The sequence below is a fragment of the Pseudomonas sp. Irchel s3a12 genome, from assembly GCF_900187485.1.
In the GTDB taxonomy this organism is placed as follows: Bacteria; Pseudomonadota; Gammaproteobacteria; order Pseudomonadales; family Pseudomonadaceae; genus Aquipseudomonas; species Aquipseudomonas neuropathica.
The window spans coordinates 268,649-290,455 of record NZ_FYDN01000009.1 but is presented as its reverse complement, the minus strand read 5'-3'; the positions used below and the strand labels follow the sequence as shown (position 1 = coordinate 290,455).

The window sequence follows — 21,807 nt, the reverse complement described above, 5'->3', positions numbered from 1 at the left end:
GTCAATTTCAAGGAGCGTTTCTTTTAAAACCTGAAATGAGCACTGTCGATTACTCGTGCGAAGGCAGCGCCGAGGGTTGCGTTGTGATGTTTGATGATCGCTTCGGCCGGTAGCTGGCTGTCAATTGCGGGGTCAGGTGACGTACTGGGCAATGCCATTGCCGAATGACCAGTTCTCTTTTTTCACCTCGACCAGATTAATGAACACGTCTTCCAGGCGCACCGCCAACTGCGCGTGCAGGCGCTCGGCGATGGTTTTGAACAGCAATTGCTTTTTCTCCACTGTGCGCCCTTCGCTGATGGTGATCTGAATGAATACCACGCCGTCGCTGCGCTGGATCCCCAGGTATTGCGGATCGTAGACCAGGTGCTGGCCATCGTGCTCGGTCAGGATCTGAAAGTTGTCGTGCTCGGGCACATCGATACAACTGCGCAGGGCGGCGTAGATCTGCTCGCCGATGCGTTTGGCGAAGTTGGGGTCGGGGTTTTGTCTGATGTCGACGCGAACCAATGGCATGGGAAGGCTCCGCAGGGCAGGGGGACTCATTTCACGCTAGATCATGTGGGCCAAATTGAAAGGCACGGGTACTTGATCGCGAGGTGTTTTCTGAAAGGTCTCTGTATGAGGCTGCCTACCTGACTCGCGGATTTTGCCTACGAATTCGACAGATCCGTCCGCTATCGGGCAGTTGATGAATGCGAAATCATGAGGGCACAAAGCAGCCCGGGCACTCAGTGCTAAACGCCAAGGAAGGCACATGCTTCAGAATGATCGAGAAAACCTGGAACTCGAAAGACTACAAAACGAATCCCGCAAGCTCATTGTCGAGAGGCGCAAGCTCATGGCTGAGGAAAACAAACTCAAGCGAGAAAGGTTCTGGTACCCGGTGGCCGTAGGCACGGGACTGCTAACTGCGATTACGGCTGTATTCGGGATATTGACCAAGCTTTGAATGAAACGCTGCAAGCATCATGGTTTGCGATCAGGCGTATCGGATGCTCAACAACGATTTGCATAGCAGATTGATCTCGTGACTTCGCAAAGGACAATAAACATGTACACAGAAGATCCCAAGGCCAGAGTCGAACGACTTCGACGAGAGGACGCCGAGTTCGCTGAAGAGGCGAAAGGACTGTCCCCCGCGGAGATTCGCTCTGAATTATTCAGGTTCGCCATGGGGGCAATATTTGCGCTGGTCGTCATCACAATCGGAACCCTGGTTCTTCGTTCGGTCTGAAATGTGTTCTTGAACTCGCACGGTCATACTAAAAACGACATTCGGCGTGTCTTTGTACGACAGCCATTTTTCCGAAAACGACACTCGACTGATCTGCTCCGCACAACCATTCCTCAGCTAAGTCTTTGCTTCTGCTCATTTATCGCGGAGAATCGCGCCCCTGTTTCGGCCGGAGCATGTCTGTCGGTTTTTTCCGACGCGTCTGACCGAGTGGCAAGTGACCGGAATGCGGAGATCCGACCGGATGAATGATCAGGCCAATAGCGTCGAAGAGCGCTTTGATGCAGCAGCACCCGCTGAACTTTCGAGCTGGAATCGCCAGGACACCACCTGGATGTTGGGACTGTTTGGGACGGCCATCGGCGCCGGTACCCTGTTTTTGCCGATCAACGCAGGACTGGGTGGCTTCTGGCCGCTGGTGGTCCTTGCGCTGCTGGCCTTCCCGATGACGTTCTACGCGCACCGTGGCCTGACCCGCTTTGTGCTTTCCGGTCGTGAAGGCGCCGACATCACTGAAGTGGTCGAGCAGCATTTCGGCATCAAGGCCGGCGCGCTGATCACCTTGCTGTACTTTTTCGCGATCTTCCCGATCCTGCTGATCTATAGCGTCGGTCTGACCAACACGGTCGCCAGTTTTCTCGAACATCAACTGCACATCACGCCGCCACCGCGCGCTCTGCTGTCGTTCGTGCTGATCCTCGGTCTGCTGGCCGTGGTGCGTTGCGGTGAGCAGGCGATCGTCAAGGCGATGAGCCTGATGGTGTATCCGTTTATCGTTGCGCTGCTGTTCCTCGCCGTTTACCTGATTCCACACTGGAACGGCGGCATTCTCGCCACGGCTTCGCAGGTGCCGGCACCGTCTGCGTTGCTGCACACGCTGTGGCTGGCGATTCCGGTGATGGTGTTCTCCTTCAACCACTCGCCGATCATCTCGGCGTTTGCGGTCGATCAGAAGCGTCGTTACGGCGTCCACGCTGAAGAGCGCAGCTCGCAGATCCTGTCCCGCGCACACCTGTTGATGGTGGCGATGGTGCTGTTCTTCGTCTTCAGCTGTGTGCTGACCCTGTCGCCGGCACAACTGGCCGAGGCCAAAGCGCAGAATCTGTCGATCCTGTCGTACCTGGCCAACCACTTCAGCAATCCGACCATCGCTTTCGCAGCGCCGTTGATTGCGTTTGTGGCGATCTCCAAGTCGTTCCTCGGTCACTACATCGGTGCCAGCGAAGGTCTCAAAGGCCTGATTATCAAGAGCGGCAAACGCCCGGGCGCCAAGGCGCTGGATCGCATCGTGGCGGCCTTCATGTTGGTGGTTTGCTGGATCGTGGCAACCCTGAACCCGAGCATTCTGGGCATGATCGAAACCATCGGCGGCCCGGTGATCGCGGCGATTCTGTTCCTGATGCCGATGTACGCAATCCGTAAAGTGCCAGCGATGGCCCGCTATCGCGGCCAGGCGTCGAACGTGTTTGTAACGGCTGTCGGCCTGGTAGCGATTTCGGCGTTGATTTATTCGCTGACCGCGTAAGCTACAACTCCAGATACTCAGCTACAGTGGCCGCTGCATACGACGTATGCAGCGGCTTTTTTTCGTCTGGAGACAGTGGATTGTCGAGCGCCCCGCAACCTGTAGAGCAACGCAATCGCTGGCGGGATGTACTCGCCGGTCTATCGATAGCCGGTCTCTTGCTGCCCGAAGCGGTGGCGTATTCGACCATTGCCGCGCTGGCGCCACAGGCCGGGGTAATCGCGCTGTTTGCCGGGCTGTTCTGCTACGGGGTATTCGGTACGAGTCGCTTTGCGATTGTCTCGGCGACGTCTTCTTCGGCGGCTGTGCTGGCGGCGGCGACGGCGACACTGGCCAATGGTGATCCGCAATTGCGCTCCGCTTTGGCGGTCGGTCTGGTGCTCATCAGCGGTGCGCTGTTTTTGCTGGCCGGGGTGTTTCGTCTGGGCAGTGTCACGTCCTTCATCGCCAAACCGGTTCTGCGCGGATTCGCCTTCGGCCTGGCGTTGACCATCATTCTCAAGCAGGTCGCCACTGTGGTGGGCGTGCATCTGATCGAGGCCAATCTGGTGCGCTTCGCCCCGCAACTGCTAGAACAACTGCCGCATTGGAACTGGATGGCCGCGGCTGTTGCGGCCGTCGCGCTGGTGTTGCTCGCGGTGTTTTCACGATTCCCGCGGGTGCCCGGTGGCTTGCTGGTTGTAGTGATCGGCATCGCCGCCGGGCAATGGTTGAATCTGTCGGCGTACGGCGTGCAGATGATCGGCATTATCGACCTGAGCCTGGAAGTTCCTAACCTGCCGGTGCTGCCATTCGCCGACTGGCTACGGCTGGGGGAGGTGGGTTTTGCGCTGGTGATGATTCTGTATGCGGAGTCTTACGGGTCGATCAGTGCGTATGCGCTCAAGCATGGCGATCGCGTCACCTCAAACCGTGATCTGTTGGCGTTAGGCGCATCGAATCTGCTCTCCGGATTGTTTCATGGCATGCCGGCCGGGGCAGGGTACTCGGCGACCTCGGCGAATGAAGCAGCAGGTGCGACGTCACGCTGGGCCGGCGGTGTGGCGGCGTTGGTGGTGTTAATCATCGTGCTGACGGTGTTGCCGTGGATCGCCCTGACCCCGGAGCCGATCCTCGCCGCGATTGTCATGCATGCGCTGGGTCGCGGTTTGAGTCTGCAGCCGCTGGGCCGCTACTTCATCTGGCGCCGGGATCGTGTGCTGGTGATCTGCGCGGTTACGGCCGTGTTGGTATTGGGCGTGCTGGACGGTCTGCTGGTTTCGGTGGCGATCAGTGTGCTGCTGATGCTCAAGCAGATGTCAGCCGCGGACATTCAAGTGCTCGGGCGGATTGATGGCGGGCACGATTTTGTCGATGTGCAGCGTCATCCCGTTGCGCGAACGGAGCCTGGCGTACTGATCATTCGGCCCAGTGAGGCGTTGTTCTTTGCCAACGTTGAGCGGATTCTGGGCGCGGCGTTACGGCTGATCCGCCATGCAGAAATGCCAGTGCATACGGTGATTCTGAGTCTCGAGGAGACGCCGGATCTGGATGGCACCAGCATTGAGGCGATGCAGGAGTTCTTTGTGCGGGTGCATCAGGAAGGCAAGCGTTTGATTCTGGCGCGGCTCAAGCATGAGGCGCTGGCGGTGCTGGAGGCGTTGCCCGAAGTGCAAGCCAACGCTGTGATCCTCAGCGGTTTGAGCGTCGATGGCGCCGTGCAGAAAGCCCTCAAGCTCAACCCGTAACCCTATCGGGAAATGCAGGTCTCTTGTCTGGTAAGAATCAAACGTGGGAGCGAGCCTGCTCGCGAAAGCGATTCATCATCCAATAGTTACATCGACTGACACACCGCTTTCGCGAGCAGGCTCGCTCCCACAGGGTCTATGTGTGAGGCATAAAAAAACGCCGCTCATCTCACGATGGGCGGCGCTTTTTCATTGCGTTGCAGCGTTAGGCTTGAACGACCGGGATGTTGGCGTTCGCAGCAGCTTCACGGAACTCGGCAATCTGGTCGAAGGACAGGTAGCGGTAGATATCGGCCGCCATGCTGTCGATCTTGCCAGCGTATTCCATGTACTCCTCGACGGTCGGCAGGCGACCCAGGATCGAAGCCACGGACGCCAGTTCGGCCGAAGCCAGGTAGACGTTCGCGCCGTCGCCCAGACGGTTCGGGAAGTTACGGGTCGACGTCGACACCACGGTGCTGTTCGGCTCAACGCGTGCCTGGTTACCCATGCACAGCGAGCAGCCTGGCATTTCCATGCGCGCGCCAGCCTTGCCGTAGATGCCGTAGTAGCCTTCTTCGGTCAGTTGGTGAGCGTCCATTTTGGTCGGCGGCGACAGCCACAGACGGGTTGGCAGCTGACCCTTGACCTGATCCAGCAGTTTACCGGCAGCGCGGAAGTGACCGATGTTGGTCATGCACGAACCGATGAACACTTCGTCGATCTTCTCGCCAGCAACGCTGGACAGCAGACGGGCGTCGTCCGGATCGTTCGGCGCGCACAGTACCGGCTCGTTGATGTCGGCCAGATCGATTTCGATGACTTCGGCGTATTCGGCGTCGGCATCGGCTTCCATCAGTTCCGGGTTGGCAACCCAGGCTTCCATCGCTTGGGCGCGACGTTCCAGGGTGCGCGCATCGCCGTAGCCTTCGCCGATCATCCAGCGCAGCAGGGTGATGTTGGAGTTCAGGTACTCGGTGATCGACTCTTTCGACAGCTTGATGGTGCAACCGGCAGCCGAACGTTCGGCCGAGGCGTCGGACAGTTCGAACGCCTGCTCCAGGGTCAGACCTTCCAGGCCTTCGATTTCCAGGATGCGGCCGGAGAAGGCGTTTTTCTTGCCTTTCTTCTCGACGGTCAGCAGACCGTTCTGGATAGCGAAGTAAGGAATGGCATGAACCAGGTCACGCAGGGTGATGCCAGGTTTCATTTTGCCTTTGAAACGCACCAGGATCGATTCCGGCATGTCCAGCGGCATAACGCCGGTGGCTGCGGCAAACGCAACCAGACCGGAACCGGCCGGGAACGAGATGCCCATCGGGAAACGGGTGTGGGAGTCACCACCGGTACCCACGGTGTCTGGCAGCAGCATGCGGTTCAGCCACGAGTGGATGATGCCGTCGCCCGGACGCAGGGAAACGCCGCCGCGGGTCATGATGAAGTCAGGCAGGGTGTGGTGGGTGGTCACGTCGATCGGCTTTGGATACGCCGCGGTGTGGCAGAAGGACTGCATCACCAGGTCAGCCGAGAAGCCCAGGCACGCCAGGTCTTTCAGTTCGTCACGGGTCATTGGACCGGTGGTGTCCTGAGAACCCACGGTGGTCATCTTCGGTTCGCAGTAGGTGCCAGGACGAACGCCTTGGCCTTCTGCCAGACCGCAAGCCTTGCCGACCATTTTCTGCGCCAGGGTGAAACCCTTGGTGCTTTCAGCTGGTGCTTCTGGCTTCTTGAACAGGTCGAACGGTGGCAGACCCAGTTCGGCGCGAGCCTTCTCGGTCAGGCCACGGCCGATGATCAGCGGGATACGGCCGCCAGCACGGACTTCGTCCAACAGCACCGGAGTCTTCATTTCGAAGGTGGTCAGGACTTCGTCGGTGCCGTGTTTGCAGACTTTGCCAGCATGCGGGTACAGGTCGATCACGTCGCCCATGTTCATGTTGGAAACGTCGAACTCGATTGGCAGTGCGCCGGCATCTTCCATGGTGTTGTAGAAGATCGGAGCGATTTTGCTGCCGAAGCAGAAACCGCCAGCACGCTTGTTCGGCACGTAAGGAACGTCGTCGCCGAAGAACCACAGCACCGAGTTGGTGGCCGATTTACGCGACGAACCGGTACCGACCACGTCACCGACGTAGGCGATCGGGAAGCCTTGACCGCGCATTTCTTCGATCTGCTTCATCGGGCCGATGGCGCCCTGCTGATCAGGAACGATGCCGTCGCGGGCCATTTTCAGCATGGCCAGGGCGTGCAGCGGGATGTCTGGACGCGACCAGGCATCAGGAGCAGGGGAGAGGTCGTCGGTGTTGGTTTCGCCGGTAACCTTGAACACGCGCAGGCTGATCTTGTCGGCCAGGGTCGGACGGTTTTTGAACCACTCGCCGTCAGCCCAGGATTGCAGCACGGCTTTAGCGTGAGCGTTACCGTTCTTGGCTTTTTCCGCGACGTCGTGGAACGCATCGAACATCAGCAGGGTGTGCTTGAGTTGCGCGGCAGCGACCGGCGCCAGCTCGGCGTCGTCCAGCAGGTCAACCAGAGTGACGATGTTGTAGCCGCCCTGCATGGTGCCGAGCAGTTCTACAGCGCGTTTTTTGTCCAGCAGAGGGGAGGAAACTTCGCCCTTGGCCAGTGCAGACAGGAAGCCGGCTTTGACATAGGCCGCTTCGTCCACGCCTGGTGGAATGCGATTGGTGATCAGGTCAACGAGAAATTCTTCTTCGCCAGCCGGAGGGTTTTTCAGCAGCTCGACCAGGCCTGCTGTTTGTTCGGCGTTAAGCGGCTGGGGAACGATACCCAGGGCTGCACGCTCTTCGATATGTTTGCGGTAGGCTTCAAGCACAGTTATTACCCTCATCAGTGGTCCCAAATGGGTGTCCGGGACGCTCATCCCGAAACTGCCGTACTCATGCTCCTCACGACGTTGTGGGTCGTTCGGCCAGAATTACCGGCAATTCCTTACAGAAGCTGCTTTCAAAGTTTTACGCCTGCAGAACGGGGAGCTGATGAGGGTTGGCGCTGGATTTTTCCCCGCTGGAAAAATCCCTCGCCAACACCGCTCTGAAGGAACGACTGTGCTCGTGACGCTTTGAAAACAGCTTCTAACGGACATTGGCGCCTTAAAAGGCTGGCTGATTCTACGGCAAAAAAAATTTAAAGGTAAGTCGGGCTCTATTGGACTTTCGTGGCAATGCGCGTGGCCAGGGCAAACGCCGCGCGTGGCTGTGACCCTGAAGTTTGAGGGGTGATCAATGCCCGACAAAGGGCTAACATGCCGACCTGTTCCGCGTTTCAGTGTTTTACCTATCTTATGCCCAATCAGACCATCAAGACCCCCTGCGTCGGCCTCTGCTCCACTGTTTACGGTGATCTGGTGTGCCGTGGCTGTAAGCGTTTCCACCACGAAGTGATCCACTGGAATGGCTACAACGAGGAAGAAAAACGTGCGGTGTGGTTGCGTCTGGAGCAATTGCTGTCACAAGTGATGGCGGCCAAGGTCGAGATTTTCGATTCGGCGCGCCTGCGCGAGCAACTCGAGCAGCGCAAGATCCGCTTCGTGCCGCATCAGTCGGAATATTGCTGGGCGTATCAGCTGATTGCCCGTGGGGCGCGGGTGATCATTAATCTGGAAGCGTACGGGATGGTGTTGCTGCCGGAGTTTCGCGACTGGAACCTGCCGGAATTGCGCGATGCCATTGATCGGGAATTCTTCCTGCTGTCGGAAGCGCACTATCAGCGTTACATCGCCCCCGGATTTCTCAAAGACGCCTTTGGCGCCTGAAGGTCAAAAGATCGCAGCGTGCCGCAGCTCCTACATGGGAATGCGTTCTACCTGTAGGAGCTGCCGAAGGCTGCGATCTTTTGATCTTTAATGTTTCACCGCCAACTCCACCAGATGATCCTCAACCTCCTGCGGTTTGAGCACCAACACATCACTTTCCAGCGCATCCAGCACCACTTCCGCGGTATTGCCGATCAGCGCCCCTGATAACCCGGTGCGTGCCACCGTGCCAATAACCGTCACCGCCGCCTGCAGCTTGTGCGCCATGAACGGGATCAACACGTCCGCCGGGCCTTCCTCGATGTGCAGATGCTCATCATCGACATCGAATTCCGCCTGAAACGCTCGACATTGCTCGCGATAACGCGCCTCGATGGTTTCGCTCAGTTGCAGCGTCGGGTCTGCAGCCGACAGCATCGGTGATGGATGCGCAGCGATCACATGCAGATGCGCCTTGGCCAGGCTGGCGATGTCGTAGCCATGATCAATGATCGTCGTGTGCAAATGCCGATGTTCACCATCGGCATTGCCCACGTCCACGGCTGCCAGAATCACCTTGTCCTTCCACGAACCGGCGGTTTTCACCAGCAGCACCGGGGTAGGGCAGTGGCGCAGGAGCTTCCAGTCCGCCGGGGTCAGCAGGGCTTTTTTCAGTGAGCTGTCGGGGAAATGCTGCTTGATCACCAAACCGCAGCCCTCGGCCTGCTGCACCTCGATGATGGTTTCATGCAGGCTCTCGTTCCACGCCTGTTCGGTGGTCACGCTGTAGCCGTCGGCCACTAGTGCGGCTTTGAGCACACCGAGCATGCCGGCGTGGTCGTGCTTCTTGTCGCACACCAGCAGGTGCAGATGGGCCTGGGTTACGCCGGCGATCAATTTGGCGCGCTTGAGCGCCAGGCTTTCCGAATGTTCGGGTTCGATGACCACCAGAATGCTGCGAATGGCTTGCATGAGCGGAGTCTCCAGCAAAGAAAAGGCACGGCGTTGCACAACTATAGTTGCTGTCCGATCGTGCGCGACTTGATGCATATCAACGCCAGCCGCTGGTGGTCTGCGGACAGGCCGGTATAATCGGCGCCCTTCGCTCGAACACCTTTTACCGTGAGCCCCATGATCCTTCCCGAAATCCACGAATTCCTTGGCTGCCGCACCCCCGACGCCTGGGTTCAGGCTGCACTGGCCGATCAGGAAACCCTGCTGATCGACCACAAGAACTGTGAGTTCAAGGCTGCCAGCACCGCCCTGAGCCTGATTGCCAAGTACCATTCCCACGTCGACCTGATCAACATGATGTCGCGTCTGGCCCGGGAAGAACTGGTGCACCACGAGCAGGTCATGCGCATCATGAAGCGGCGCAAGATCGAACTGCGCCAGCTCCACGCCGGTCGTTACGCTTCGGGCTTGCGCAAGGTAGTGCGCAGCCACGAGCCGGTGAAACTGGTGGATACGCTGGTGGTCGGCGCGTTTATCGAAGCACGCAGTTGCGAGCGTTTCGAAGCACTGGTGCCGCATTTGGACGAAGAACTCGGCAAGTTCTACTTTGGCCTGCTGAAAAGCGAGGCGCGGCATTTTCAGGGTTATCTGAAACTGGCCTATCAATACGGCGATGCGAAGGATATTGCTCAGGTCATCGAGAAAGTCCGCGCCGCCGAGCAGGAACTGATCGAGTCGCCGGATGAAGAATTCCGCTTCCACAGCGGTGTGCCTGTCGCGGCATAACCCTGTTCGAAAAAACAACGTCAAAATATCGCAGCCTTCGGCAGCTCCTACATTTGGAATGCGTTTCCCTGTAGGAGCTGCCGAAGGCTGCGATCTTTTACGTTTGAATGTTAAAAACTCTTAAGAGTATGAAACATTACCGATAACGGACCTCCGCCTGCGATTGCCGCCATAATGCCGACCACTTCACACATGGGCGGCACACGGTCGTTATGGAAAACCTGGGTTTTGGCAAACTCCTGCTGGTGGAAGACGATGAGCGCCTCGCCGCGCTGATCGCCCACTTTCTCGAACAACACGGCTACGAGGTGCGCACGGTGCATCGCGGTGATCTGGCCGTGGCTGCCTTTCTCGAGTTCAAACCGAAAGTCGTGGTGCTCGACCTGATGTTGCCGGGGCAGAGCGGTTTGCACGTGTGCCGCGAGATTCGCAGTGTATCGGACACGCCGATCGTGATTCTGACGGCCAAGGAAGATGACCTCGACCATATCCTCGGTCTGGAGTCCGGCGCCGATGACTACGTGATCAAACCGATCAAGCCACCGGTATTGCTGGCCCGGCTGCGAGCGCTGCAGCGGCGGCAGGTGCCGGATAGCAATGTCGTCAGTTTTCTGGAGTTCGGCCAGTTGAGCGTCGACCGCAGTTGCCGTGAAGTGCGGCTGGCGGGCGAGGTCATTGAAATGACCACCATGGAATTCGAGCTGCTGTGGTTGCTGGCCAGCGCGGCGGGCAAGGTGCTGTCGCGGGATGACATTCTCAATCGCATGCGCGGGATTGCCTTCGACGGGCTCAATCGCAGCGTCGACGTGTACATCAGCAAATTGCGCAACAAGCTCAAAGACAATCCCCGCGAGCCGATGTGCATCAAAACCGTGTGGGGCAAGGGGTATCTGTTCAATCCGTTCGCGTGGGAGCTGTAGATGCTGCGGTTATTTCTCGGGCTGTTTCTGGTCATGACGATAGGTCTGGTGCTGGCGCTGCAAACGGTCGAGCGTACTTTTGATGCCTTGCTCGATTATCAGATGCAGGACTACAACCGTGAGGCCGTGCGCGGCCAGGCCTGGACGTTGGGCCAGCAACTGCGCGACCTCGACAGACCGGCCCGGGAACAACAGCTGGAAACGATCCGCCCGCATTACGGTTTGGGGCTGACGCTGGTCGACGCCTCTGAACTGGCCCTGAGCAACGAGGAAAAAGCCGAGCTGGCCAAAGGGCTGCTGGTGATCCGCGACAAGTACAACCAGTACATTTCTGCGATTGACGAGGGGCCGCAGTTGCTCAGCATCCGATTGCCGGCCGAGCCGAGCCTGATGCCGTTCTACATCGCCAGTGCCTACCTGATGATTGCCGTGTTGATCGGCATCGTCCTGTTTTTCTGGGTGCGCCCGCACTGGCGCGATCTGGAAAAACTGCGCCTGGCCGCCGAGCGTTTCGGCGATAACGACCTGTCGGTGCGCATTCAATTGTCGAAACGCTCGAACATTCGCGATCTGGCCGAACACTTCAATCTGATGGCGGCGCGCATCGAAGGGCTGATCGCCAATCAGCGTGAGCTGACCAATGCCGTGTCTCACGAACTGCGCACGCCGATTGCGCGGCTGTCGTTTGAACTCGACCAGCTTAAGCAACAGCCGGACGCCAGCCAGAACCGCGAGCTGATTGCCGACATGTACGCCGACCTTGGTGAACTGGAGGAGATGGTGTCCGAGCTGCTGACCTACGCCAGCCTTGAGCGCGGCGCGACGGTGATCAAGCGCGAAAACATCCAGGCTGCCAATTGGCTTGATAGCGTGGTTGGCAGCGTGGCGCTGGAGGCCGAAGCGGCGGGGGTGCAGTTGCTGATCGCGGATTGCCGGATCGACACAGTGCGCATCGAACCGCGATTCATGGCGCGGGCGGTGATCAATCTGCTGCGCAACGCGATTCGTTATGCCGAACAGCGGGTGGAAGTGACGCTGGAACGCACGGGCGATTATTACCAGGTGCGGGTTAACGACGATGGGCCGGGGGTGCCGGTGGACGGGCGCGAGAAAATCTTTGAACCGTTTTCGCGGCTGGATGCCAGTCGCGATCGCCGCACCGGCGGGTTTGGTTTGGGCCTGGCGTTGGTGCGACGGGTCTCGCAGTCCCATGGCGGGCAGGTTGAGGTGGGCGATTCGCCTTGGGGTGGGGCGTCGTTTCGCATGACCTGGGCGCATCTGGATTGAATGCGTTGCCCTGTGCCGCCCCCTTCGCGAGCAGGCTCGCTCCCACAAATGGAATGCGTTCTCCTGTGGGAGCGAGCCTGCTCGCGAAAGCGTCGGGTCAGTCAGCATGGGTGTGCCTATCCACCGCTATCGCGAGCAGACTCACTCCTATAGGGGCACTGTTCAACGGGTCAAGCCGAGGCGCTCATGCCACTGGGCAATCGATTCTTCGGGATATTCGTCAAATTGCTGGTCCTTGGGTTTCACCTCGACTTCCACCCAGGTTGCTTTCGAACCGAGCATCAGATGCGTATTTTCCGGCGGCACCGGCAACGGCGTGTCGATGGCCGAGGCAAACGGGTGGATCAGTTCCGGCCATTCCGGGCTGAACAGCCACAAGCCGCTGCCGCACAGTGAACAGAAATGTCGTTCGGCGCTGCTGCGATGGGCGCGCTGGTCGCCTTCGTCTTTCATCTTCGCGTGGTAAATGCTGATGTGTTTGCGCCCGCGCACCTTGAGGCTGGTCGCGTCGCCGCCAAGGTTGATCGCATAACCGCCGCCGCCCTGAGTCTTGCGACAGATCGAGCAATAGCAGCGTTGATAAGGGTAGGGATGGGCGCTGGTGAGACTGAACGTGACCTCGCCACAATGGCAGGAGCCTTCGAGTTGCATGGTTGCTCTCCCGTTTTTGAATGTGCGGTTGAGCCTAGAACATTCAGTACGATGGCGGCCGGTGTGATTCGACGGGCGGGCGCAGCGTCTAGCCCCAGTGTCCCCGCAATCCCATGGGGCGAGACTTCGGAACCCGGCATGCAAGCGCTGTTGAACGAGATTCTTGACGCTGTCCGCCCGTTGATCGGGCAGGGCAAGGTGGCTGACTACATTCCTGCCCTCGGCACCGTGCCGGCCAATCAGCTGGGCATCGCCGTGTACGGCAACGACGGCGAGATGTATTGCGCCGGTGACGCCGAGACGCCGTTCTCGGTGCAGAGCATTTCCAAGGTGTTCAGCCTGGTGCAGGCGATCGATCATTCCGGCGAAGCGATCTGGGAACGCCTCGGACACGAGCCGTCCGGGCAACCGTTCAACTCGCTGGTGCAACTGGAATTCGAGCGCGGTCGGCCACGCAACCCGTTCATCAATGCCGGCGCGCTGGTGATCTGCGACATCAACCAGTCGCGCTTTGCTGCACCAACCCTGTCGATGCGCGATTTCGTCCGCCGACTGTCAGGCAATCCGCAGATCATGATCGACGGCAAAGTCGCCGACTCCGAATATCAACACCGTGCGCGCAATGCAGCGATGGCGTATCTGATGCAGTCGTTCGGCAACTTCCACAACGACGTCGAAGCGGTGTTGCGCAGCTATTTCAGCCACTGCGCGTTGCGCATGAACTGCATTGATCTGGCCCGGGCTTTCTGCTTTCTGGCCAACGACGGTTTCTGCAAACACAGCGGCGAACAGATCCTCACGCGTCGGCAAACCCAACAGGTCAACTCGATCATGGCTACCAGCGGCTTGTATGACGAAGCGGGCAACTTCGCTTATCGCGTTGGCTTGCCGGGCAAGAGCGGTGTCGGCGGCGGGATTGTCGCGGTGGTGCCGGGGCAGTTCACGGTGTGCGTGTGGTCGCCAGAATTGAATGCGGCGGGGAATTCGTTGGCGGGCATGGCGGCGCTGGAGATGCTTAGCGCGCGGATTGGCTGGTCAGTCTTCTGACCTGATCACACAGACACCACAAAACCCTGTGGGAGCTGGCTTGCCAGCGATGAGGGTCTGTCAGTCACTATAAATTGACTGAACCACCGCTATTGCTGGCAAGCCAGCTCCCACAGGTTTCTTAAGTGTTTGAAGAGGTGTATTTCATCGAGTAATCCGCTACATTTTCCGGCCGCTCCCTGCATGGTGAATCCGCTTCATGTCTCTCGCGCTCGAACGTCTAGTCGCTGGCACGCCGATCCCTTTCGCTGGTAACCGCGTCACCGTGGTCAGCCCCGAACTGGCCGCGCGCTTTCAGCCCGGAGACCATCTGCTGGTGGAGCAGGTCAGTGGCGAGTTGCTGTTGATTCCCGTGGCGGATCAGCAAGCGGCGTCCGTGGCGATCGAGCGTGCGGCAGCGGCATTCACTGCGTTGTCGGCGGTGTCCGATGAGGCCATCAGCCAGTTTTTCGACCTGTTTGCGCAACGTCTGGAAACCCCTGCGTGCTGGGCACACATCGAAACCGCCAACCGCGCGGACATCGAACGGGCCAAGGCGCGCGGTCGTTCCACCACCCGATTGCTCGCCGATGAGCGCATGCGTGGCGACATGATCGCCGGCCTGCGCGCCTGGCGAGATGCCGCAGCCACGCGCGGTAAAGTCATCAGCAGCGTCGAGCACGACGGCTGGAAGGTCGAGCAAGTGGTTTCGCCGTTGGGCATCGTCGCGTTTGTCTTTGAAGGCCGGCCGAACGTGTTCGCCGACGCAGCCGGTGTCTTGCGCACTGGCAACACCGCCGTGCTGCGCATTGGCAGCGATGCGTTGGGCACCGCGCAAGCCATCGTCACTCATGCGTTGAACCCGGCACTGTCCGATGCCGGTCTGCCGGCTGGTGCGGTGTCGTTGGTGGAAAGTGTCAATCATGCCGCCGGTTGGGCGATGTTCGCTGACCGGCGTTTGTCGCTGGCCGTCGCGCGTGGTTCGGGTCGTGCGGTCAGTCAACTGGGCAGCATTGCCCAGCAGGCCGGCACCGCCGTCAGCCTGCACGGCACGGGAGGTGCGTGGTTGATCGCTGATCGTGATGCGGATGCCCAACGTTTCGCCGCCGTGGTGCGCAACTCGCTGGATCGCAAAGTCTGCAATACGTTGAACGTCTGCCTGATCCAGCGTGATCGCGCGGTGGAACTGGTGCCGTTGTTTCTTGAGGCATTGCAACAGGCCGGCACCGCGCGTGGTCAGGGCTGCAAATTGCACATCGTCGAAGGCAGCGAAAGTTGCTTGCCGAGCGAGTGGCAGAACGCGACGGTCGAGGTCTATCGCGCCGAGGGCTATCAGACCGAAGCACTGGCCGAACCCTTGGCAGAGTCCGAGTTGGGCCGCGAGTGGGAGTGGGAAGAAACCCCGGAAGTCAGCCTGATGATCGTTGACGATCTGGATCATGCGATTGCGCTGTTCAACCGCTACAGTCCGCAATTTACCGTGTCGTTGATCAGCGAGGATGCGCAGGTTCAGGAGCGCTTTTACAACGCGGTCAACGCGCCGTTCGTGGGCAACGGCATTACTCGTTGGGTCGATGGGCAGTACGCGCTCAACAAACCAGAGTTGGGGCTTTCGAACTGGGAGAGTGGGCGCTTGTTTGCGCGCAGTGCGATTCTTTCGGGGGATGGCGTGTTCACTGTTCGTAGCCGCATGACCCAAGTAGACCTCACGGTAAAACGCTGATCTGGCGGACAATGATCGTTCCCACGCTCCAGCGTGGGAACGCAGCCCGTGACGCTCCGCGTCACTGGACGCAGAGCGTCCCCTGAGGCATTCCCACGCAGAGCGTGGGCACGATCAGTTGCTCAGGCGGCGTGGGTGGTTTGTGCATGAATCGCGCAAGTCGCCGGCTGTTCAGCCAGCGGTACAAACGTGCGGCGGTCGGCGGACAGCGCATCGATCGAGCCGGTCTCGATGTCATACACCCAGCCATGCAGATTCAGCAGGCCTTTTTCCTGAGCCAGACGTACGCTCGGGTGGGTCTGAATGTTTGCCAGTTGCGCGATCACGTTTTCGCGCACCATCGAACTCAACTTCGCCGCGTCATTGGCATGCGGCCGCGCTTCATTCACCACTTTTGCCGACTCGGCATGCTGCAGCCAGCCACTGACGGCGGGCAGGTGATCCATGCATTTGCACTGGGCAATCGCGGTCATCGCGCCGCAGTCCGAATGGCCGCAGATCACAATGTCGGTCACGCCGAGCACCGCCACCGCATATTCGACCGTCGCCGAAACCCCGCCCGGATGCGGGCTGTAGGACGGCACGATATTGCCGGCATTACGGATCACGAACAGCTCGCCGGGTTCTTGTTGAGTCAATAATTCTGGCACTACACGGCTGTCGGAACAGGTGATGAACAAGGTGCCGGGCTGTTGCGTGGTCGCCAGGTGTTTGAACAGTTCGGTGCGTTGCGGAAACGCTTCGTTCTGGAATTTCAGGAAGCCATCAATCAGGTTTTTCATGGTGTTGTCCTCTTAGTTCGAGCAACCGCTGCCGAATTCGCTGTATTGAAGAACGTGTTTGCCACCGTGGCTGTCCAGATACGTCATCTCCACCGGCACCACGCCACACACATCGGCAACCGGGGTAATGTTCAGCACTTGGGCGATATCCAGCTGCATGCCGTAGCGGTAGGCAACGGCCTCGTCAGCGGCAGATGCCTGGACGGAAAAGCCGCCGAGCAGGGCCAGGATCAGTAGAATTTTTTGCATGGGGCAGCCTCCAGACGCAGTGGTGACGGGTAACCATTTGGGGTGGGTTGGCCCGCACGCAGGGTGCGGGCCGGTGCGGATCAGAACGGACGCAGGGGCAGGAACTTGCCGTCGAGGGTGACCACAGCGCGGGAGCCGCCTTCCGGGTCTTCAACTTTCTTGATGTCGAGCTTGAAGTTGATCGCGCTGATGATGCCGTCGCCGAACTGTTCGTGAACCAGGGCCTTGAGGGTGGTGCCGTAGATCTGGATCATCTCGTGGAAGCGGTAGATGGTCGGGTCGGTCGGCACGCCGCTGAGGCTGCCACGCAGCGGGATGATCTGCATCGCCGCGACGTCTTCAGCGCTCAGTTCCAGCTTGTCACCGACCACTTGGGCGGCGTTTTCCGGCAGCGGGTGCTGACCGAGCAGGGCAGCGGTGACGTACGCCAGGCTCAGGCCGGTGTCGTCGGCGAGATCCTGCCACGACAGATCTTTGCGTGCCTTGGCATCGAGAATGCGGGTAGTCAGGGCCAGGCTGGTGTCGTTGTAGGCGTGGGACTGTTGCATGGTGTCACTCCTTTCAGGGGTTGGCTTGCTGTGTGGGATTGATCTTCTGCCGATTGATCCATAGCGTCCAAGATCGATATACAATGCTTTGTATAAGTACTGCCTATAGATGGTGTTCCCATGCTGCTGCGACATTTGCGTTACCTGCTGGCCGTTGCCGATCACGGCGGCTTTACCCGTGCCGCCGAGGCATTGCATGTTTCACAGCCGACCCTGTCGCAGCAGATTCGCCAACTGGAAGAGACACTGGGGGTCAATCTGTTTGATCGCACCTCGCGGACGGTCAAACCCACCGATGCTGGCGAGGCCTACATCGAATGCGCGCGACGGGTGCTGGTGGAGCTGGAGGCGGGCAAGCGCGCGTTGCATGAGGTGAAGGATTTGTCTCGCGGGACGTTGCGTCTGGCGATGACACCGACGTTCATGGCGTACCTGGTCGGGCCGTTGGTGCGCGACTTTGCCGCGCGCTATCCGGGAATTCATTTGCAGATTTTCGAGCTGTCGATGGACGACATCGAGGCGGGGTTAGCGGATGACTCGCTGGATATTGCGATTGCGTTTACGCCGGTGCGCAATGCTGATATCGAATGCATTCCGGCGTTTACCGAAACGTTGGGGATCATGGTCGGGCGTGAGCATCCGCTGTATGACAGCCACTCGTTACTGACGTCGGAAGATATTGCTTCACTGGATTTCGCCTTGTTGGCGCCGGACTTCATCACGCGGTTATCGGTGGATGAATATTTCCGTCAGCACGCAATTACGCCGCAGGTGCGGATTGAGGTGAATTCGGTGAGTACGTTGCTGGAAGTGGTGCGGCACTCACCGCTGGCGACGATGCTGCCGCAGGCGATTGCGACGGAGGATCGGGCATTGCGCCGGTTGCGCGTGGAGAGCGAGGCGCCGCAGCGTGGAGCGGCGTTGTTGCGGCGGCGCAATAATTATCACAGTGCGGCGGCGGTGGCGTTTGCTGAAATGGTGTTGGGCTGGGGGATGCCCTCACCCTAACCCTCTCCCAAGGGGAGAGGGGACTGACCGAGAGATGTTGGAGTAATACGCCGACCTGAAAGTGTTTTGCTGAATCCATAATCAACTCGGTGTTCCGGGTTGACGGATGACTTGAGATCACTCGATCGGCTCCCTCTCCCTCGGGAGAGGGCTGGGGTGAGGGGCTACAATTCCAGTCACGCCAAATCAATGCAAGCGAACAAAAAAAGGCCTGCTTCCTTTAAGGAAGCAGGCCTTTCAATTATTTAATTACTAGCTCAGCAGAACCGATCAATCACCCGAACTTCATTCTTATTCTGCATCGAATCCCACGCCTGTTTCAGCGTTTGCAGAACATTCCCGATGAAGTCCTTGTCGGCCGCGGCTTTCTTGCCAACATAACCGTGGCCGCGGCGGTACATCTTCAAGCGGGCCAGCAGGTTCTGATGATTGCGGTCGAACTCGTCTTCGTCAGCATGGGTCGCCAGGCAGTCGATATGCACCTGACCCGACTTGCTGATCCAGAGAATATGGCTGTCATGGCTGTCTTTCTGCGCAGCGAACATACGAGCCAGTTCTTCGATAGTAGGTTGATTGTTCAGATTCATGATATTGCCCCTTGACCAGTCTGGTGATCTTTCAAAGTTGATTCGCTAATACAGGTAGCCCATCGGTTAGTTGATCCCTGGCACCGAAACCAGGACGTCAGCGCTCGCCCGTGTGAAGTACGGGGTCGTGCATCTGTTGCATGTAGTCGTGTTGAATAACTGCTACGCAATAGCGTCACAACGAGGAGAAGCAGCGAAAACCGGGAGGCTCCTTGACGACATTTACCGTGTCGACCACAAGCATCTTGAGAATTTTCGCCAGCGCTTCTCGTCCTTGTACTGGACGTTCAGGCCAGGTCAGCTTCTTCAATCTGCCTTGTGGGCAGCGTGTATCCGGAAAAAACAACTCGGCGGTCAGACGAGTTTGCTCAAGCGTGTTACTGGTGTTCCCGATCGGGGAACGTCTTCATCATGCAAAAGCAAAACGACGCCGTCAACGGTTTTGTAGTGATTATTTTTACTCACTACATATTGTCGGACAAAGCTGTTTTGGAATGAGAAAGAATCCGTTCAGGCAACGGAAAAAGGCGTTCGCAGCACGTAGAAGGTGCACGGATAGCCGTCCACTTCACGCTGCTGCAGGGTGAAGTGGCCGTCGCTCAATAAAGGAATCAGCCTGGCCCAGAAGCGCTGTGCCGGCAGGTTGGCGTCGATATGGAAAATCTGCCATTGACCGGGGATGCGGCTCAAGAGGGCAGAGACGACAAACTGCGCGACGCCTTGGCCACGAAAGCGTCGGGCGATGAAGAAGTAGCCGATGTTGTGTTCGGCCCCGGCGATGTGGATTTCGTTATCGACGGTCACGAAACCGGCGAGTTCGCCATTGACGCGAATCAGGAACGGTTGGGTGGTCGGGTGACGCCAATAGCCGATTTTCGGCTGGATCGAGAAAAAACCGTGCTCGGCGAGCTTCAGCGGCAGCCATTCGCTGAAGTCGTACATGTAGAACTGCATGAGGTTTTCGATGATATCCAGTTCATCGCGCTGAGCGGGGTGCAGTTCGATATTGGCCATGCGCAGGGTTCCTGAAAGTGCTGAGCCTTGCAGAAACACTAGCGGGTTTTATTTGCCTGACGGTTTCGCTGTGCGTTTTGTCGTACCCGTGGTTTTGCTGCGGGTCGATTTGCGTTTTTTCTTCCACGGGGCCGCCGCTTTACCGGCTGGTGGCGGGCCGCTGATGGTCAGGCTGAGACTGGAACAGCGCGTCACCTGTTTGCTCATCCACGCTGCCTGTTTGGTGACGAACTCTTCCAGACTCATTTCGCCACTTTGCACCATGTCCAGCGCCTGCTCCCAAATGGCTGTGGTGCCGGGGTCGGCAATTGCGCGGGGCACCGCGTCGATCAGGCTGAACGCCGCCGGGGTAGCGGCGAGGGCCTTGCCGTTTTTCACCAGATAGCCACGGTCAAGCAAGCCCTGAATGATCGAGGCGCGGGTCGCTTCTGTGCCGATCCCGGTGGTGTCCTTGAGCTTCTGTTTGAGCAGCGGATCTTCCACCAGTTTGGCGACGTTTTTCATCGCCTTGATCAGATCGCCTTCGGTGTAGGGTTTGGGCGGTTGCGTCCACAGATCCTTGAACTTGACGTCAGCCACCGCGCACTCAACGCCTTGCGTAAGTGCCGGCAAGGTTTGCGGTACCGGTGCCTCGCGGCCCTTGGCCGCTGCCAGCGCCTCGGGCAGTGCGCGTTTCCAGCCCGGTTCGATGATCTGCTTGCCGACCGCACGCAACGCTTCACCAGCGCAATCGAAATCGGCCTGGGTGCGATCGTATTCGTGATTGGGCAGGAACTGCGCCAGATAGCGCGCACGTATCAGTGTGTAGACCGCGCGGTGTTTGCCGGTCAGGCGCTCTAGATTCTTCGCTGCAGCGGTGGGAATGATGCCGTGGTGCGCGCTGACCTTGGCGTCGTTCCACGCGCGGGATTTGCGTTGCGGCTCCAGAAACCCGTTGAGCGCCTCAAGGCCCGGATCGGCCTGACGCAGCGCGGCGAGAATCCCCGGCGCCTCACTGTGCTGGCTCAGCGGCAAATAACCGCAATCACTGCGTGGATACGTGACGACTTTGTAGGTTTCGTAGAGAGCCTGGGCGATGTCGAGGGTTTCCTGCGCGCCGAGGCCGAGTTTCTTCGAGCAGACTTCCTGCAAAGTGCCGAGATCGAAGGGCAGGGGCGCCACCTCGCGCAGGCGCTCGGTTTTCAGTTTGACCACCCGGGCACTCGCAGCGCTGCTGATCGCAGCCGCCGCTTGCTGGGCCAACGCCTGATTCAGGCAGCGATCCTGATCGTCACAGGTATCCGACGGCGCACGCCACTGCGCAGTAAACGGTATGCCGTTGTGCAGCAGATCGACATCAATCGCCCAGAACGGCACTGGCACGAAATCGGCGATGCTGCGGTCACGATCCACCACCAGGCGCAAGGTCGGCGTCTGCACCCGGCCCACCGGCAACACGCCCTGATAACCCGATTGCCGACCCAGCAGCGTGAATAGCCGGCTCATGTTCATGCCGATCAGCCAGTCCGCCCGCGAGCGGCCCAGCGCCGAGTGATACAGGCTGAAGGTTTCGGCCCCCGGCTTCAATGCCGCCAGGGCTTTGCGGATCGAAGCTTCGTCCAGCGCCGACAGCCACAAACGCCGGATCGGCCCGCGATAGCGACAGTGCTCGACCAGTTCCCGGGCGATCATCTCGCCCTCACGGTCGGCGTCGGTGGCGATGATCAGCTCGCTGGCTTCACCGAGCAGGCGTTTGACCGCTTTGTACTGGCTGGCGGTGCGCGGTTTGACGGTCATTTTCCACTTGTCCGGGATGATCGGCAGATCGGCCAGGACCCAGCGCTTGTAGCGGGGGTCGTAGGCGTCCGGCGGGGCGGTTTCGAGCAAGTGGCCGATGCACCATGTCACCGTGACGTCTGTTCCCAGCCAGCAGCCGTCACCCCGACGCCTGGCGCCGAGCACGGCCGCAATGTCTTTGGCCTGAGAAGGTTTTTCACAGAGGTACAACCGCATAACCACCCACGTCGATCAAGGTCCGCACAGGTGCACAGAATGGCCGGACTTGGCGTCA

At 59.1% G+C, this 21,807-nt stretch carries 20 protein-coding genes; 10 read left to right on the top strand and 10 right to left on the bottom strand.

All coding sequences use genetic code 11. The features are described 5' to 3' along the window. Window positions 1–132 precede the first annotated feature (132 nt). Entirely contained in the window at window positions 133–516 is a 384-nt protein-coding gene (locus tag CKW14_RS17415; protein ID WP_095047464.1) for a tautomerase family protein, read from the bottom strand. A gap of 241 nt (window positions 517–757) precedes the next feature. On the opposite strand from CKW14_RS17415, the gene CKW14_RS17410 reads away from it, so the two are divergent. From CKW14_RS17410 to CKW14_RS17395, 3 genes are all read left to right on the top strand, one after another. Further along, a complete protein-coding gene (locus CKW14_RS17410; protein ID WP_095047463.1) occupies window positions 758–952 on the top strand; it encodes a hypothetical protein in 195 nt (64 codons plus the stop codon). Between the two features lie 529 nt (window positions 953–1,481). Beyond that, on the top strand, window positions 1,482–2,762 hold the full coding sequence (locus CKW14_RS17400; protein WP_095047461.1) for an HAAAP family serine/threonine permease: 1,281 nt from the start codon (window positions 1,482–1,484) through the stop codon (window positions 2,760–2,762). Between the two features lie 80 nt (window positions 2,763–2,842). Continuing rightward, a complete protein-coding gene (locus tag CKW14_RS17395) occupies window positions 2,843–4,489 on the top strand; it encodes a SulP family inorganic anion transporter (RefSeq protein WP_095125764.1) in 1,647 nt (548 codons plus the stop codon). 205 nt (window positions 4,490–4,694) lie between these two features. Here CKW14_RS17395 and acnB read toward each other — a convergent pair whose 3' ends face one another. Next, a complete protein-coding gene (acnB, locus tag CKW14_RS17390; RefSeq protein WP_095047459.1) occupies window positions 4,695–7,304 on the bottom strand; it encodes a bifunctional aconitate hydratase 2/2-methylisocitrate dehydratase in 2,610 nt (869 codons plus the stop codon). A 468-nt stretch (window positions 7,305–7,772) separates the two neighbouring features. Between acnB and CKW14_RS17385 the strand changes: the two genes are divergently transcribed. Next, on the top strand, window positions 7,773–8,243 hold the full coding sequence (locus CKW14_RS17385; protein WP_064117650.1) for a DUF1289 domain-containing protein: 471 nt from the start codon (window positions 7,773–7,775) through the stop codon (window positions 8,241–8,243). Window positions 8,244–8,330: 87 nt separating this feature from the next. Here the strand turns inward: CKW14_RS17385 and CKW14_RS17380 are convergent, their stop codons facing one another. Further along, window positions 8,331–9,194 (bottom strand): universal stress protein, encoded by an 864-nt coding sequence (locus tag CKW14_RS17380; protein ID WP_095047458.1) that lies wholly within the window; start codon window positions 9,192–9,194, stop codon window positions 8,331–8,333. Between the two features lie 159 nt (window positions 9,195–9,353). On the opposite strand from CKW14_RS17380, the gene CKW14_RS17375 reads away from it, so the two are divergent. From CKW14_RS17375 to CKW14_RS17365, 3 genes are all read left to right on the top strand, one after another. Continuing rightward, complete coding sequence (locus CKW14_RS17375) at window positions 9,354–9,962, top strand: tRNA-(ms[2]io[6]A)-hydroxylase (RefSeq protein WP_095047457.1); 609 nt, start codon at window positions 9,354–9,356, stop codon at window positions 9,960–9,962. Window positions 9,963–10,174: 212 nt separating this feature from the next. Then, window positions 10,175–10,882, top strand: coding sequence for a winged helix-turn-helix domain-containing protein (locus CKW14_RS17370; RefSeq protein WP_095125763.1), 708 nt, complete (start codon window positions 10,175–10,177; stop codon window positions 10,880–10,882). Beyond that, window positions 10,883–12,169 (top strand): ATP-binding protein, encoded by a 1,287-nt coding sequence (locus CKW14_RS17365; protein WP_095047455.1) that lies wholly within the window; start codon window positions 10,883–10,885, stop codon window positions 12,167–12,169. Window positions 12,170–12,331: 162 nt separating this feature from the next. Here the strand turns inward: CKW14_RS17365 and CKW14_RS17360 are convergent, their stop codons facing one another. Then, window positions 12,332–12,820, bottom strand: coding sequence for a GFA family protein (locus CKW14_RS17360; RefSeq protein WP_095125762.1), 489 nt, complete (start codon window positions 12,818–12,820; stop codon window positions 12,332–12,334). A gap of 138 nt (window positions 12,821–12,958) precedes the next feature. Between CKW14_RS17360 and glsB the strand changes: the two genes are divergently transcribed. Together glsB and CKW14_RS17350 are read left to right on the top strand one after the other, a co-directional pair. Further along, window positions 12,959–13,867, top strand: a complete 909-nt coding sequence (gene glsB, locus CKW14_RS17355) for a glutaminase B (protein WP_007911001.1) — start codon at window positions 12,959–12,961, stop codon at window positions 13,865–13,867. 199 nt (window positions 13,868–14,066) lie between these two features. Further along, window positions 14,067–15,569, top strand: coding sequence for an aldehyde dehydrogenase family protein (locus CKW14_RS17350; protein WP_095125761.1), 1,503 nt, complete (start codon window positions 14,067–14,069; stop codon window positions 15,567–15,569). Between the two features lie 122 nt (window positions 15,570–15,691). Here CKW14_RS17350 and CKW14_RS17345 read toward each other — a convergent pair whose 3' ends face one another. From CKW14_RS17345 to cynS, 3 genes are all read right to left on the bottom strand, one after another. Further along, window positions 15,692–16,351, bottom strand: a complete 660-nt coding sequence (locus CKW14_RS17345) for a carbonic anhydrase (RefSeq protein ID WP_077573391.1) — start codon at window positions 16,349–16,351, stop codon at window positions 15,692–15,694. A gap of 12 nt (window positions 16,352–16,363) precedes the next feature. Beyond that, window positions 16,364–16,600 carry a DUF2790 domain-containing protein gene (locus tag CKW14_RS17340; RefSeq protein ID WP_095125760.1) on the bottom strand — a complete coding sequence of 79 codons (237 nt, stop codon included), beginning with the start codon at window positions 16,598–16,600 and terminating at the stop codon, window positions 16,364–16,366. A gap of 80 nt (window positions 16,601–16,680) precedes the next feature. After that, window positions 16,681–17,148, bottom strand: a complete 468-nt coding sequence (cynS, locus tag CKW14_RS17335) for a cyanase (protein WP_093437115.1) — start codon at window positions 17,146–17,148, stop codon at window positions 16,681–16,683. A gap of 120 nt (window positions 17,149–17,268) precedes the next feature. Here cynS and cynR point away from each other — a divergent pair, with 120 nt between their 5' ends. After that, window positions 17,269–18,156, top strand: a complete 888-nt coding sequence (gene cynR, locus CKW14_RS17330) for a transcriptional regulator CynR (RefSeq protein WP_095125759.1) — start codon at window positions 17,269–17,271, stop codon at window positions 18,154–18,156. Between the two features lie 257 nt (window positions 18,157–18,413). Here the strand turns inward: cynR and CKW14_RS17325 are convergent, their stop codons facing one another. The 3 genes from CKW14_RS17325 to CKW14_RS17315 all read right to left on the bottom strand — a co-directional run bounded on the left by CKW14_RS17325 (window position 18,414) and on the right by CKW14_RS17315 (window position 21,749). Further along, window positions 18,414–18,743, bottom strand: coding sequence for a hypothetical protein (locus CKW14_RS17325; RefSeq protein WP_093437124.1), 330 nt, complete (start codon window positions 18,741–18,743; stop codon window positions 18,414–18,416). Window positions 18,744–19,253: 510 nt separating this feature from the next. Further along, window positions 19,254–19,757, bottom strand: a complete 504-nt coding sequence (locus tag CKW14_RS17320) for a GNAT family N-acetyltransferase (RefSeq protein ID WP_095047450.1) — start codon at window positions 19,755–19,757, stop codon at window positions 19,254–19,256. A 48-nt stretch (window positions 19,758–19,805) separates the two neighbouring features. Further along, window positions 19,806–21,749 carry a DNA topoisomerase III gene (locus CKW14_RS17315; RefSeq protein WP_095125758.1) on the bottom strand — a complete coding sequence of 648 codons (1,944 nt, stop codon included), beginning with the start codon at window positions 21,747–21,749 and terminating at the stop codon, window positions 19,806–19,808. Window positions 21,750–21,807 lie beyond the last annotated feature (58 nt).